General features: G+C 50.7%; 14 protein-coding genes and 2 tRNA genes. 10 read left to right on the top strand and 6 right to left on the bottom strand.

What is annotated here, in order from left to right; all coding sequences use genetic code 11:
• Nucleotides 1-202: 202 nt before the first annotated feature.
• Nucleotides 203-1,144 (top strand): hypothetical protein, encoded by a 942-nt coding sequence (locus tag ARCH_RS05410; protein ID WP_013170276.1) that lies wholly within the window; start codon nucleotides 203-205, stop codon nucleotides 1,142-1,144.
• A gap of 64 nt (nucleotides 1,145-1,208) precedes the next feature.
• On the opposite strand, the gene trxA is transcribed toward ARCH_RS05410, so the two are convergent.
• The gene (trxA, locus tag ARCH_RS05405; protein WP_013170275.1) at nucleotides 1,209-1,574 is read right to left on the bottom strand and encodes a thioredoxin; all 366 of its coding nucleotides are present in this window, start codon (nucleotides 1,572-1,574) and stop codon (nucleotides 1,209-1,211) included.
• 171 nt (nucleotides 1,575-1,745) lie between these two features.
• On the opposite strand from trxA, the gene nadD reads away from it, so the two are divergent.
• The 6 genes from nadD (at nucleotide 1,746) to ARCH_RS05375 (ending at nucleotide 6,648) form a co-directional block, all read left to right on the top strand.
• A complete protein-coding gene (gene nadD / locus ARCH_RS05400; protein ID WP_013170274.1) occupies nucleotides 1,746-2,438 on the top strand; it encodes a nicotinate-nucleotide adenylyltransferase in 693 nt (230 codons plus the stop codon).
• Nucleotides 2,439-2,481: 43 nt separating this feature from the next.
• The gene (locus tag ARCH_RS05395) at nucleotides 2,482-3,207 is read left to right on the top strand and encodes a hypothetical protein (protein WP_013170273.1); all 726 of its coding nucleotides are present in this window, start codon (nucleotides 2,482-2,484) and stop codon (nucleotides 3,205-3,207) included.
• A gap of 26 nt (nucleotides 3,208-3,233) precedes the next feature.
• Complete coding sequence (rsfS, locus tag ARCH_RS05390) at nucleotides 3,234-3,701, top strand: ribosome silencing factor (protein WP_013170272.1); 468 nt, start codon at nucleotides 3,234-3,236, stop codon at nucleotides 3,699-3,701.
• A gap of 11 nt (nucleotides 3,702-3,712) precedes the next feature.
• Nucleotides 3,713-4,330 (top strand): histidine phosphatase family protein, encoded by a 618-nt coding sequence (locus tag ARCH_RS05385; protein WP_013170271.1) that lies wholly within the window; start codon nucleotides 3,713-3,715, stop codon nucleotides 4,328-4,330.
• Nucleotides 4,331-4,439: 109 nt separating this feature from the next.
• Nucleotides 4,440-4,515 (top strand) — tRNA-Ala (locus ARCH_RS05380).
• 423 nt (nucleotides 4,516-4,938) lie between these two features.
• The gene (locus ARCH_RS05375) at nucleotides 4,939-6,648 is read left to right on the top strand and encodes a thiol-activated cytolysin family protein (protein WP_013170270.1); all 1,710 of its coding nucleotides are present in this window, start codon (nucleotides 4,939-4,941) and stop codon (nucleotides 6,646-6,648) included.
• A 55-nt stretch (nucleotides 6,649-6,703) separates the two neighbouring features.
• On the opposite strand, the gene ARCH_RS05370 is transcribed toward ARCH_RS05375, so the two are convergent.
• The gene (locus tag ARCH_RS05370) at nucleotides 6,704-7,438 is read right to left on the bottom strand and encodes an HNH endonuclease family protein (RefSeq protein WP_013170269.1); all 735 of its coding nucleotides are present in this window, start codon (nucleotides 7,436-7,438) and stop codon (nucleotides 6,704-6,706) included.
• Nucleotides 7,439-7,581: 143 nt separating this feature from the next.
• On the opposite strand from ARCH_RS05370, the gene ARCH_RS05365 reads away from it, so the two are divergent.
• Nucleotides 7,582-7,657 (top strand) — tRNA-Ala (locus tag ARCH_RS05365).
• Nucleotides 7,658-8,007: 350 nt separating this feature from the next.
• Here ARCH_RS05365 and ARCH_RS05360 read toward each other — a convergent pair.
• Together ARCH_RS05360 and ARCH_RS05355 are read right to left on the bottom strand one after the other, a co-directional pair.
• Nucleotides 8,008-8,349, bottom strand: a complete 342-nt coding sequence (locus ARCH_RS05360; protein ID WP_010934538.1) for a cupin domain-containing protein — start codon at nucleotides 8,347-8,349, stop codon at nucleotides 8,008-8,010.
• A 33-nt stretch (nucleotides 8,350-8,382) separates the two neighbouring features.
• Nucleotides 8,383-9,186 carry a class I SAM-dependent methyltransferase gene (locus tag ARCH_RS05355; protein WP_013170268.1) on the bottom strand — a complete coding sequence of 268 codons (804 nt, stop codon included), beginning with the start codon at nucleotides 9,184-9,186 and terminating at the stop codon, nucleotides 8,383-8,385.
• Nucleotides 9,187-9,298: 112 nt separating this feature from the next.
• Between ARCH_RS05355 and ARCH_RS05350 the strand changes: the two genes are divergently transcribed.
• The gene (locus tag ARCH_RS05350) at nucleotides 9,299-9,703 is read left to right on the top strand and encodes a hypothetical protein (RefSeq protein ID WP_145961611.1); all 405 of its coding nucleotides are present in this window, start codon (nucleotides 9,299-9,301) and stop codon (nucleotides 9,701-9,703) included.
• A gap of 209 nt (nucleotides 9,704-9,912) precedes the next feature.
• On the opposite strand, the gene ARCH_RS05345 is transcribed toward ARCH_RS05350, so the two are convergent.
• A complete protein-coding gene (locus tag ARCH_RS05345; protein ID WP_013170267.1) occupies nucleotides 9,913-10,770 on the bottom strand; it encodes a nucleotidyl transferase AbiEii/AbiGii toxin family protein in 858 nt (285 codons plus the stop codon).
• Complete coding sequence (locus tag ARCH_RS05340; RefSeq protein WP_013170266.1) at nucleotides 10,767-11,357, bottom strand: type IV toxin-antitoxin system AbiEi family antitoxin domain-containing protein; 591 nt, start codon at nucleotides 11,355-11,357, stop codon at nucleotides 10,767-10,769. The genes ARCH_RS05345 and ARCH_RS05340 overlap by 4 nt, the downstream gene beginning before the upstream one ends.
• Before the next feature lie 642 nt (nucleotides 11,358-11,999).
• On the opposite strand from ARCH_RS05340, the gene hsdR reads away from it, so the two are divergent.
• Entirely contained in the window at nucleotides 12,000-14,384 is a 2,385-nt protein-coding gene (gene hsdR / locus ARCH_RS05335; RefSeq protein WP_013170264.1) for an EcoAI/FtnUII family type I restriction enzme subunit R, read from the top strand.
• The last annotated feature ends 10 nt before the right edge of the window (nucleotides 14,385-14,394 follow it).

The raw sequence follows: 14,394 nt of genomic DNA, 5'->3' as shown, positions 1-14,394 counted from the left end.
ATAGTAAATGGTCAGAGTTTTCCGCAGGAGTTCGCTAAAAATTTACTAAAGCCTTAATTTGTCTGTAGTGATAATCGACTATTTGTAGGGTCACATCTTGCTTTATCGCTAAATTTAATAGTACATTCCTTAACAACAAACAAGGAGAAAGTATATCTTTCACACTGGCATCTATAGGCCACATCATTTGCGAGGAATCACCATGACGATCAACGTGAACGTAAGCAGGGAAGCAGTAGTGCAAACATCTGTAGCTGGTGTTGAGGGAATCTATTCTGAGCATATGACAGCCGCTTGGTTAGGCGTTGATCTTTCTATGCTCGGGGTACAACAGTTTACTGAATGTGCCGCTTTTGATTCTGAACCTTTTCACTATGGGAAGATGATGGCGGCGGCACGTGCAGCTACCGGAGGCGGATTGGATTTTGTTGCCCTCTCTGCTGATTTTTGCGCCAGTACGGCACATCCGAATTCTGCATTAGATGCTGTCAATGTTGGCGCTCAATTGCGTGGCATATCCGGTAGCGGAGTTGTTATGGAGGTTAAAGCACAACTCATTCCTGAAGCACTTGATAGTGTGGCGGTGGACGCGGCCGGATGGGCATCTTTGGCGATCACTATTGAGCAAGATGGTTTTCCAGGATCGGTTATCCCAGCTTTAAAGGCAGTCAAAGCGGCAGGTGTGGGCCTTGTTCTAAACGTTGTTAGTGATGTGCTGCCGGCTGAGGTACTCAATGTTGTTGCACATTACGCGGACATGGTGAGGTTGCGGGTTTCTGATCCACATATTGCCCGTGGCCTACGTTTCGGTATCAGATCTGCAGCACGTGATGTGGGAAGAAATGTGCCTGTTGTTGTTGATATGGGCGTAGTCATCTCTGAAACGTCAAGTGCGGCCTATGAACGTGCTCTACTCGTTTCAGCAATTTCAGGATGTGAAGTTTTTGATAGAATCCCGCGGGTCATCGGAACTGTCTATGATGTGGCCGATATGATTGAACGCTGGGTTGGGTTAGGGGCTGTGGATGGTGTGGTCATCTTGCCAGCATCGTTGCCTACAGATCTTGCAGCTTTGCTTCGTGGTGTAGTGCCGATTCTCAGCGGCCGTTCTGGTGGTAAAGTCAAACGCCAATCGTTAATCTAGTCGGATGTGGGTGTGGGGAGCGTTTCAGAAACGCTCCCCACACCCACATTACGGATAGAAAGGATCAGGCGTCTTTGCTGGCTTCTTCGATTTGTGCACGGACGTCATCCATGTTGAGTTCTTCAGCCTTCTGGATGAGGGCCTGGAGCTGATCGCGAGCAAGAGCGCCAGCACCTTCGTAGAGGCGGATGCCATCACGGAAAACCATGACGGTTGGGATGGACATGACTTGGAAAGCTTGAGCCAGTTCAGTTTGTTCTTCGGTGTTGATCTTACCGAAAGTCACTTCTGGATTCTGTTCGGAAACAGCTTCAAACGTTGGGCCAAACATACGGCATGGTCCACACCACTCTGCCCAGAAATCGAGCACAGTGATGCCTGAGTTAACGTGATCTTTGAAGTTATCCGCGGTAATTTCTACGGTAGCCATCAGGGGCCTTTCTCTTTAGGTGTCATAACCTGATCTCTTGACTTACACATTAACGCATAAGTGCCAAAGAAATTCCCGGTGTAGGTGTATTTCGTTTTTAGCTGATCCTAAGAAAGGTGACATTCACCGGATGAAGGCTTGTTATCAGGGGATGTTCGATAAAATAAAATTATGAATAATCAAGAAGAAGCATCTGCTCTACGTGGAGCAGAAACACAAGGAAACCGATCCGGGCGCCGGATCGGGATCATGGGAGGAACATTCGATCCTATCCATCATGGTCACCTTGTGGCAGCTTCTGAAGTTCAACACGTCTTTGGATTAGATGAAGTAGTGTTTGTTCCTGCAGGTGATAACCCATTTAAGGTGGGGCGTCATATTTCCCTGGGGGAGCACAGGTATCTCATGACTGTGATTGCTACAGCATCTAACCCACGCTTTTCAGTATCTCGTGTTGATATTGATCGAGGCGGTAAAACGTATACTGTTGATACGCTACGTGATATTCGAAAGATCTATCCGGATGATGAATTGTTTTTCATTACGGGGGCTGATGTTTTGCCACAGATTCTTCAGTGGAAGGATTCACAAGAGTTGTGGAAGCTTGCTCACTTTGTGGGAGTTAGCAGACCAGGGCATGAGCTAGATATGACTGGCTTACCTGAAGGTGGCGTTTCGTTAATTGAGATTCCTGCAATGGCAATATCGTCCACTGGTGTGAGAGAACGTGTGACGTCAGGTATTCCTACGTGGTATTTAGTTCCCGATGGCGTAGTTCAGTACATCAACAAGTATCATTTATATAGACCAGAAGAAGCTCATACCACTGCGTTGGCAGGGATCGTGAGCGATTACAATGCTTAAAATAGTAAATTGTAGTAACTGTGGGGAAGGAGAAAGGTGAACCATGAGTGACGCGCAACGAATGAGTCGCCGGCAGATGAGGGAACAGGGCAGGCTGAATGTTCGTCCTGCAGATGGAGTAGATATTAGCGAAACAACGGAACTTCATCTTCACCGCCCAACCCGTAAGGAACTCCGCGAAGCCCGTAAGACTGGTACGTTCCCACGGATTCAAGAAGAGATTTCTTCCAATACGGGATCTGAGCAAGAAGAAGCGAACCAGCCAGAACGTATGTCGGTCTTTGATCGATTCCGTTCGGGCACGCCTGAAGAGGACACGTCCAGTGCGATAGCTACATCTATTGCTGAGGATCAGAGTAAGGGCGAAACGAAGTCAGAAACTGATATGCCGATGCGGGATCGCCTCTTGTCTATGACTCGCCGTACTCCTGCAGATCCTGAACCTTCGGTGTCAAGTGCGGATGTTGCGCGAACATCCGTGATGCCTGAAGGAGCAGAGCTTGAAGGGGAAGATCTTGCCTCTCTGACACCGCCATCAGTATCGAACAAGCCTAGCGCTTCGCTAACTGAAGAAAATGATGGCGACGACATGGCGTATTACGACGACGATCCAACCAGCCCACGGCGAACAATCTTGAACTACGTGCTTTTGTTGCTTATTGCGGTGCTTGTTGGGTTGCTCATTGGCTTTGGTATTAACTCGCTGTTCTTCAATGCGGCTCCAGCTGTTCCTGCAGTGGACACGCTAACCAGCAAACTACTTTTGTAAACCTATTTCAATCACGAAGGATATCTGTGAGCGCAACACAAGAAGCTATTGACCTAACCATTATCGCTGCCCGTGCGGCAGCAGATGTGAAGGCTACATCAATCACCGCCATTGACGTCGCTGAACGTCTGGCACTTACTGACACGTTCCTCGTCGTTTCTGGTTCTACTGAACGTCAGGTTCGTGCAATCGTTGATTCGGTTGAAGAATCAATGTACAAGGCCGGATGCAGGCGCCAGCGCCGTGAGGGCATGGAAGGTGAAGCACACTGGGTACTGCTGGACTTTGGTATCATCATGGTTCACGTTCAGCAGGATGAAGATCGTGAATTCTACGCGCTCGAAAAGCTTTGGGCAGATTGCCCATCGATCGAACTTCCTGAAGATATTCAAGCATCCGAAGCCGCACAGGAATCTGCACTCGCAGCATATTTCTCTGGTGGAATTGACCAGGCTACGGGTGCACGGGCTACGTCGTCGTCTGATCTTATCTGAAAGAAACGTACGTGCCACTCAAACGAATAATTCTCCTGCGCCACGGGCAAACTGAAAATAATTCCCAAGCACGCATTCAGGGGGCGCAAAATACGCCGCTAAACGCTACGGGGCGCGAACAAGCAAGCCAAGCCGCTGCGGTACTGGCACCGTTGGGAATCACGCGAATCGTATCGTCTGACTTGGATCGTGCTGTGGAAACCGCGGCCGCCGTTTCGCGCGAAACAGGAATCGGCGTGGAAATTGACGATCGGTTGCGCGAACGCGGCTACGGCGAATGGGAAGGCTTGACCTCGGTAGAAATCAAAGCCGAATACCCAGAAGCCTGGGCACGCTGGCGTGCTGGAGAAGAACCAGGCGTGGCTGGAATCGAAACGCGTGATGTGAACGGGCAACACGTTGCTGAAGCGATCGAAGAGTACGCGAAGGAAGCGGAATCTGAGGCGGGGGAGCAGACTCTGCTGTTTGTTAGCCACGGATCTGCACTGGTTAATGGCGTTATGGTGCTCATGGGGCAAAATCCATCAGCATGGAACATGCTTCAAGGGATGGAAAATTGTCATTGGGCGGAAGTTGTGTCACGTCCAGGCGCTGTTCCTTCGTGGAGAATCAAATCGTGGAATAGGTAAAATGACTATTTGTGCGATGTCTGATCTTTTCGTGATTTGATTCACGTGAAAAATAGGCCGTGCAACTAGATGTTCGAGGCTTGTCTGATGTATATTAGTTAAGTCTTACGGGGCATTGGCGCAGTTGGTAGCGCGCTTCCATGGCATGGAAGAGGTCAGGGGTTCGAATCCCCTATGCTCCACCAAACGGATTTGGGTTGCCAAATCTGCCTGTGATTACATCACTTGTTGAAAATCTTTGGAAATTTCTGTGAGTGACTAAAGCGGTGTAGTTAACCTCTTTTTAATTGTGATACAAGTGTTACAAATCTGTTAAAAGTGTCAAGTTATGCCGGGAATGGCCTATTGGGAATTGTTATCCCTTTATGTGGCTTTTAATCTCCTATATCTTCTTTTCTCCTGTCAAAAAGCCCAAAATGTCTAAAATTTTGGTTATCGATTTGTTTTAAAATTTGGTGACATTGTTATATAAATCCGTCTCTCATCTCCTGAACTGCTATGTCTGATTTTGTTTCAGTATATGAACAGGTGCACAATTTTCTTGTAGCCAACCGATGTGGGTCGGCTCACAAAAACATTATTTCTTCTATCAAGACAGGGGCAAGATCATGACACGGAGATTTCTTGCAACGGTAGCAGGCACGGCATTGCTGGCAGGAGCATTCGCTCCCGGCGTTGCGTTTGGAGTTGACGCTTCAACACAAACCGATCCAGTTTCGCCAACCTCTTCCGCAACTGAAACTGTCAATAGAAGCGATCAAACGGCAAGTAATCCAACAGACAAGACCACACCAGCTCCCGCTGCACAGACTGGTGAATCCGCGCAAGATCCGAAGCCTGTTAAGCAAAAAGATTTTCCTGCCGTAAAGACCCAGCCTGCACAAACTGTTGATAACGGTCGCGAAATTGATAAATTCATCAGATCTCTAGACTACGATCCAGTTGGAGTTCTCGCAGTTCAAGGCGAGAAAATTGAGACGGTTCCGGTAACAAAAGAATCGTTTAAGAACGGAACGTACACCGTATTCAAGCATGAAAAGAAGACCTTCAATAATTTGCGAGGTGATATTTCGGTAATCGAGGCCAATAATGCCAATACGTTCCCAGGAGCGTTGGTCCGTGCTAATCAAAATCTCTCGAAAGGGAGTCCTACCGTAGTGGGAATTGATCGAGCACCTATTACCGTCAGTGTTGATCTTCCTGGGCTTTTGAGTGGTAAGGGAGAGAAAGTCATCCAGAATCCTCATAAGAGTTCCGTCCAAGGTGGCATCAATGAGTTGTTGAAGGGGTGGACGGATATGCATTCTACTTACCCAAACCATGCAGCAAAGATTTCATATGATGAGTTGATGGTCAATTCGAAAGAACAGCTTGAAGCTAAGTTTGGCCTTGGTTTTGAAAAGGTTGCAAACAAGCTTGATGTTAACTTCGATGCGATCCACAAGCATGAGCGCCAAGTTGGCATTGCTTCCTTCAAGCAGATTTTCTACACGGTTTCTACTGATACTCCGAACAATCCTCACGAGCTGTTTGCAAAGAATGTAACGAAGCAAGATTTGATTGATCGCAATATTGATAAAAAGAACCCGTTAGCCTACATTTCGAATGTAAGTTACGGCCGTCAGATCTTCGTGAAGCTGGAAACTGATTCCACTGATAATGATGTGAAGGCAGCATTTAGCGCAGTATTTAAGGGTAGCTTCGGTAATGGCAAGACAGATGTTGATACGAAGTACAAGAATATCTTGAATAAGACTCGCGCAACTGTCTATGTTCTTGGTGGAAGTGCGCAAAAGGGCGTTGAAGTTGCGACAGGAAGCATTGAAGATCTCAAGAGGATTATCAAAGAAGAAAGCACCTTCTCGACCACCGTTCCAGCTGTGCCAGTTTCCTACACAGTTAACTTTGTGAAGGACAACCAGCGTGCAGTAGTCAAGAACACTGGCGAGTACATTGAAACCACCGCAACTACCTACAACTCGGGCTTCATTACACTTCGTCACCGTGGCGGTTACGTTGCAAAGTTCGCTTTGGAATGGGATGAAATTAGCTACGACGAGAAGGGCGTTCAGCACGTCAAGCCTGTGAAGTGGGCAGGAACATGGAAGGCTCGTACTCACGGTTTCCGCGAACGCATCCAGATTCCAGCAAACGCACGTAACATTCACGTGAAGGCAGGTGAAGGTACTGGTTTGGCTTGGGATAAGTGGTGGACAGTGATCGATGAACGGAACATTCCGTTGGTTAAGGAGCGCGAGATCATCCTTCGCGGTACTACCTTACGGCCTTGGTTCAAGAACATCGTTCATAGCGAGTGATACATACATGAGAAGGTCCCCTTCGATTGAGTTCGGAGGGGACCTTCTCGTTGCGTTAGTAGCAGTGCGAGAGCGTGCGTGCGATTGCCGTGTGTTCGTTTTGCGTAACGGACAGGTGCCAGCGGGCTTTCACGCGCAGCTGCCGTTCGACGTATGCGCACTGGAAGGCGTCGTTTTCTGGGAGCCACTGGGCGGCGTTCGCGGCGCCTTTGTCCTGGTTCGCTTGGCCGTCAACGGTAAGTAAGTTCTCTGGATCGTTGGCAAAGTTTTCGCGTGTTTCCGGATCCCATTCCCACGCTCCGGATTTCCATGCGTCCGATAGGGCAACCACGTGATCGATTTGGATGAGCGTAGACGTTTTCTGCCCGCGCACGAAGTCGATTCGCTTTCCGGTGTAGGGATCGTTGAGTTTTCCGGCGACGACGACGCAGTTGTGCGTACCTTTCTTAAACCGCACATCGTTCAAATCACGTGCAAGAATATCGTTCCTGGTATCGCAACCGTTCCGATCGACGTCGGCCCAAGCCTGTCCAAAATCTTGCCGATTGTATCGGGGGAGATGCTGCTTGTGACGAATCGGAATGGTATCTAACAGCGCGCCGATTTCTGGGTTGGAGATGTGAAATGTTGGTTCTTGGGAGAGCGGGCCACGCCAATCGTCGGGGCCGATCTTCCAGCCGAAACGTTCTTCCATCCCCGCAATATCTGGGCCAAGGCCAGGAACAACTAGCCACAGACCTGCGGCTATGGCGATGGGGAAGAGGATTTTATCAATGAACGAACGGCGCATGAGATCTATTTTTACACGACTCCGAAGAGTGATTTCCAACTGTCCACAAGATAGTGATTTATCCACACATCTTCGGGACAACGTGAGTTGTCAGACAGCAATTCGATATTTTGCAGATAAACCTGCTATCATAATGACAGTACGGGGCATTGGCGCAGTTGGTAGCGCGTTTCGTTCGCAATGAAAAGGTCAGGGGTTCGAATCCCCTATGCTCCACCACTAGGACGCTCATTTTGATACAAAGTGAGCGTCCTATTTTTATGCTGGATAAAGAGCCATTTTGACAGCTCAACATAGGGTTCTCTATTTTATTGATCCGCTTGTTTTCCTATGCAGTGGTCGCTGAGGCGATGCGCGTGAGACCTACCCTTCGGTAAAAACTGACCCCGCGTTCTCGTTACGGCTCGTATATTTGGACGCTATCTTGCTGGGCGGGTACTTTTTATACCCTTGCCCAGCGATAACTCCTTCGCATGCTTAAGTTGCTGCTAGTTTAGCGGGGCGCTACCCGGCCTGAAAGATAAAACTAAACTGTGTGATTTCTCTTTTGACTAGCCGTTTCTTTGAGTTTAAGGTCTTGCCAGCATGTAGAGCACCATTTTTGACGGCTTGATGGCTTTAACGGCATGCGGTAATCGGGTAGTGAAATGCACTACACCACCAGGTAGCAGAGTCACGGTTTTACCTTCGGCGGTGATTTCAAGCTCACCTTCTAAGGTTTCAACGAGCACTGGCATTGCAGCCGTGTGCTCGGAAAGTTCCTCCCCGGCATCGAAAGAAAATAGGACGACATTGACTCCCTCGGCACGCAGCAAGGTTTTGGAGACAGTTGAGCCTGACGCGTACTCGATTTCATTAGCTAGATTGTTAATAAAGCCTAGGGCTGGGGATGCTGGAGTTTCAGCGCTCATGACGGTGACCTTTCAGGTGATTAGGGAAATAATTTAGTTGGATGGTTTCTTAGCTACTATAGCGATTCCGGTCAGGTGGTCGCGGTATTTGTTGAAAGTGGATCGCATCTGAAAAACCCGGGCTCGTAGGGCTTTATCGCGGATTAGGTTACGGATAATCCGGACGACTCCCAAGAGACCTTCATCGGCAAGATTACGCCTGGGAGACAATAGCGCCATCGGTGCGAAACTAATCCATTCCACCTCAAAACCAGCATTAGTTAGCACCGTACGCCATTCATTCTCGGTCAGCGGGCGCGCGTTAACTCGAATCGTCCGGGCTAATTGCTTGCGTAACCCATCAGCCAACTCTGGGTCAATGTCATTTGGGGTGAGGCCGAGCTCGTGGATGGCGTAATAACCGCCTGGTTTGAGGAGACGGAATGCCTCGGCAACGATTTCGGCTTTGGCTTTTTCGCCTTGCATGGTTAGCATCGCTTCCCCCACCACCACCTCGGCACTTTCGCCACTTAACCCGGTGTCTTGCGCTTTAGCATTAATGACTGTTCCGCCGTGAGGTTTGACGATGGCTTCCACCCGTGCGACTGCCGCCGGGTCTTGATCAACACCAACATAGGAGGATACACCTTCGGTCACGATCAATTGGGCAGTACGACCAAGGCCTGGAGCAAACTCCACGATTTCTTTTCCCTGCATATCGGCGGCACTCAACATACGTTTCGTCAACTTCAACCCGCCAGGGCGAAGCACCCGCTTACCAGCGCGAGCGAGCACCCAATGCCCGGCAGCGGTACTTGTTGAACGATCAGATTGAGGCAAAGAAGACGAGTAATCCATACCGAAATTTTAATAACTAAGGCATACCTTAGTCAATCATTCGGCGTACCTTATGTATTTTGAGAGCGAGGGCGGTTAGCGAGATAATAACCAGTTATAATCAAACACGGGGTTGCAACCACCACTAGAAACCAAGCTGTGCGCCAACAAATACGAAGGAAAGAAAACCGGCTGCGAAACCCCGCACGTGGTCGATGTGGACATCGAGCACGTATTCGTCGATGCCCTGGCCACCCGGATTACAGGTAATGCTGGTGCACGCTGCGCACTACGCATACTCGAAGGAACCGTGTTCGATACAAGGCCGGTAGAAGCTGAACGGGACAAAGCCCTCCAAGAGGTTGGTGAGATCACCGTGTTGATCGACCAGCTCCTGGCCAGTGCCACCAACACCAGACTCGACCCTGATGAATTTGATAACGAATACGCGAACCTGACCGCCCGATACGAGAAAGCACCCGCCACCCGCGGACGTCTCAACGCTGAGATCACGGACAAGCAGGCCCGCCTTGCCTAAGCCCGGCTACCGCCGACTACCTCGACGCAAGACCGCTACTGGAATACTCCGATGATGCATGGGCGCTCCTTGTTGACCACGTGACGATCGAAACCGACGGGCAGATCAACGTTGTGTTTAAAGGCCTGCCAGTCGAGTGAACATTAAATATCCTCTTATAAGCTCACCCTTTTACTGAGGCAACGCGGTTGTCGATGGGGTATTGAGTTTTACGAACGGTCAGGATCAGTCAAGGCGGCGTCGAGGAGTGCTTGTGTGCTGGTGAGTACGTCGTCCCATGTGAGGGCTTTGGCCCATTCGTAGCGTTGACTGAAGTGCTGCCAAGCAGTGCGCATCGTCTCACTATTGGCAATCGAGGCCATGATGGAGTGATGTTGTTCGATCAAGACGAGGCTTCGCCGAGTTTGCATAGTTGCCCGAAATGCTGCCTGTAGTTGTGCTGGATCAAGCTGGGAGCCCTGCGCCTGGGTGAGGGCATGCAGGTCGTAGAAGTCACGCATGCGAGTGTTGAACGTGGCCCTTGATAGGACGGTGTGGAGTTTCTCAGCGATGATCGTGGCGGTGGGGTAGACCAGCATGGGAATTGGCTGGGCGAACATCGCGTCAAGTGAGGTTTCAATCGCGCCGGGTGTGATGGTGTGGCCGGTAGAAATGTCGACTTTGACCGGTGTGGTGGTGTGATCGAATGCGGCGGTCAGGTGTGCGCGAATGCCTGGGTAGTCAGCTTGTTCCATGATCTCTTCAAGCCGATCCAGTATGAAGACAACACCGTCACCGGTATCGATTTGGATAACCTCGTCGATGAATTCTTGAACGCCGTTGATGTTGAGCGGGAGGTTATACATGGTGGTGTCGATGTCCATGGTGGTGCGCAGGTTGACTCCGATCAAGTAGGAGATCAACATGCCGCCTTTGAGGACGAACCGATCGTGGTAAGAAGATTGAGAAACGCGATCTAAGAATCGTTCCATCATGTAGATCCGCAATAACACGCGCGGGTCAACCTCACGCTCACGCGCGGTATTTTTAATCCGCCCCTTGAGCTGGACAGCACTATTAATTTTCACAACAACACCTCCAAGTACTGCGATACCAACCCGCTAAGCCCCAGCTGTTGAGCATAGGTTGCCAACACGGCCAGTTGCTTATCGCTGCGGCGCACATATCCTTGCATGGTAGCGGTGAGGATCTGCGGATCGATGTGTGAACGCGAGCGCAGCACATCACAGATAGTGCGTTCAAGATCGTAGCAGGGCACTAGGTGCCCATCAGGAGTTGGCACCTTCGTTCTGCCCATCTCCAGCAGCTCAGGCTTGATGTAGAACACCTGCAGACCTGCTTTGCGCAGCGCAGTGGCGTTGTAGCCCGATGGGACAGTGAGAGTCATTGTGCCAGGTTCACGGTCAGTAAGGGAGTGAGTAAACAGTGCGGTGTGATGAGAAAAAACTGCGCGCGGCCAGCGCAGCGAGGTCAGCCACATCTCATCGTGCCACCCGTTAGCGTCGGCATAGATGCCTTTCGACATCTTTTGCAGCCCACGTGAACGAGCGAATGCGTAGATCGTGGGAGCACTGATCCCTAACTTCGTAGCAGCAGACACACGTAAGACGCCATCATCGGTGCGTACCAGATCTTCCAAAATGTTTTGGGTCATGACGAACCCTCCATATCCCTTTTATGTTCATGCTTATTCTATCAGTGAACTACGCGCAAACATAAAGCCTTGATGTGATTTGATCTTCGGTAACGAAGCAGCGAAGCAACATCGGGAATAAAGAATCAGATCGAAAGGTGCGGACGTGGCGAAAGTACCCCCTGCGTGGAAAGTACACCCCCTTTCTAAAAACTACCCCCGCTACACAAAAGTATCCATAGTAGCGTAGAGGCAACCATTACCACTCAACTTTGGATACAAGGATCGCAACCTCTTGCTGTGAGTTTTGGCCTAGTCAGACGCTTACGGTGAGAGGTTTTCTATGTATGGCGTCTGTGGCGGATTCAATTATCGGGATCTCTTGCCATTGTCGACTCCTTTGGCAACAAGACGAGCCGAAGGGCGTCAAAAAGTATGGGTCTCCATCAAAAAGTGTGGGTGGGTGTCAAATTGTTTACCCTGTGGCGTCCAAAGGTGTCCGCGCCGGTGCAGTGTGGAGCTTGCTGACTCCGGTGCTCATGGCGCGTGGCAGGGCCAGATCGGGTGATTGTGTGGTAAACTTGTTATCTGAAGATGTCCCGCTTCGGGTGGATTTGAGGCTGTTCGTATCCGGCAGCGTTGCCGGTGAGAGAAGGAGTTCACATGAGTGATATCTCTGGCGAGCGGCTGAGCGAAGAGGACGTCAAACTCCGCTACATCACTCCCGCGCTGGTTGAGATTGCTTGGTGGAAGCCAGAGCAGATCAAGATGGAAGTGATCACGCCGGGTCAGATCATCGTTCGCGGCGAGAAGGCAGTGCGTGGCAAGTCGGGCAGTGCCGACTATGTGCTCCGGCGGACGCGCAACCGCAAGCCGCTGGCTGTGGTTGAGGCGAAGAAACTTGAGCTCAGTGCTGATGCTGGTCTCCAACAAGCTCTCGACTACGCCGAGAAGCTCGATGCACCGTTCGCTTATTCAACGAATGGTACGTCCTTTGTTGAGCATGACCGCCTGACTGGTCGTGAGCGTGAGTTCAGGATGGATGAGTTCCCGACCGAGGACGAGTTGTGGCAGCGCTATCTGGATGCAAAAAATCTGCACGGACGTGAGGTAGAGCTAGTTGATGAGCCTTACTACTTCGACTCATTCAAGAACAAAGTTCCTCGTTACTACCAGCAGGTAGCGATTGATCGCACGATTGAGGCGATCGCGAATGGACAGAAGCGTCTTTTGTTGGTGATGGCTACTGGTACGGGTAAGACGTTCACGTCGTTCCAGATCATTTGGCGGTTATTAAAATCGGGCGCGGTCAAGCGCGTTCTGTACCTCGCTGATCGGAATGTGTTGATCGATCAGACGATGCGTGACGATTTTTCGCCGTTCTCGGGCAAGATCACAAAGGTTCAAAACAAGGAGCTCGATTCCTCTTACGAGGTTTACATGAGTCTCTACCAGCAACTTGCTGGTGATGAAGGTGATGAGCCGTTCCGCCAGTTCAAGCCGGAGTTCTTTGATCTGGTGGTGGTGGATGAGTGTCATCGTGGTTCGGCACGTGAGGCGTCGCTGTGGCGTAGGGTGCTCGATTACTTCTCGGGTGCGATCCACATCGGTATGACGGCCACGCCGAAGGAGACGAAGGACGTCTCAAACATCACCTACTTCGGCGATCCGGTTTATACGTATAGCTTGAAGCAGGGCATTGAGGACGGCTTCCTTGCACCTTACAAGGTGTTACGTGTCGGCTTGGATGTTGATCTTGAGGGCTGGCGTCCCTATCAGGGGCAGCGCGATGTCGATGGCAACGAGATCGAAGATCGCGAGTACAACGTCAAGGACTTCGACAAGAACTTGGTGATCGATGAGCGCACCAAAATGGTAGCTAAGTATGTCGCCTCGTGGCTGCGGCGATATGGCACGGATTCAAAGACGATCGTGTTCTGCGTGGATATTGAGCACGCAGAGCGGATGCGTCGTGCACTGATCACCGAGATGCCCGAAGAGGTAGCCAAGGACTGGCGCTACGTCATGCGCATCACCGGTGACGAACAAACCGGCAAGGCTCAACTCGACAATTTCCAGGACGTCAACGAGAAGTATCCGACCGCGGTGACTACCTCGAAATTACTCACCACAGGTGTGGATATTAAGACAGTGAAGTTGATTGTTCTTGAGTCCAACATCGGTTCGATGACGGAATTCAAGCAGATCATCGGTCGCGGCACCCGCCTCGCGGAAGATCACGGCAAGCAGTTCTTCACCATTCTCGATTTCCGTGGTTCAACGCGTCTGTTTGCCGATCCTGATTTCGACGGCGAACCAGTGGTCTTCAAACCAGTCGGGCCTCCAGTTCCAGGAGACGACGGGGAAGAGGTTCCACCCGAGTGGCCCGAAGATGACGAGGTCGATCCGAATACTCCGCCGATTCCCGCGGGCGGGGAGGATCCTGAACCACCGTTGCCGCCGGGGCGTGAAGAGAAGGTCCGGGTGCGTGGCGTTGAAGTGAAGCTGCTCAATGAGCGTGTGCAATACATCGACCCAACCACAGGTAACTTGATTATCGAGTCTTTGCGCGATTTCTCGCGCACCACGTTGCGCGGCACGTACAAGACATTGGATTCATTCATTCAAGCCTGGAACGATGCCGACCAGAAGACAGCCCTCGTGGCCGAGCTCCAGGAGAAAGGTGTGTTCTTGGATGCGATCCGTGCCGAGGCCGGAGGGCATTTCGACGACGTTGACGACTTTGATCTGATTATGCACGTCGCTTTCGACCGTCCACCGCTGACCAAGAAGGAGCGGATCGATCAGGTGAAGAAGCGCGGATACCTGCATCAATACTCGTCGGCAGCCGAGCAGGTGTTGGCCGCACTGCTCGACAAGTACGCCGACGTGGGTATTAGCGAGCTTGAGGATGTTCGAGTGCTCACCAATGAGCCGTTCGTGCAGTTCGGTTCGCCGGTGAAAATTATTTCTTTGTTTGGCGGTAAGAACGAGTACTTGGCTGCGGTCAAGACTCTGCAAGACGTCATCTATGAGACCGCTGCCTAGGAGCAACTAA

Origin of the sequence: Arcanobacterium haemolyticum DSM 20595, from assembly GCF_000092365.1 — a bacterium.
Lineage (GTDB): Bacteria > Actinomycetota > Actinomycetes > Actinomycetales > Actinomycetaceae > Arcanobacterium > Arcanobacterium haemolyticum.
Note: the sequence above shows the minus strand (reverse complement) of the source record. Positions and strands in the feature narration are given on the sequence as shown.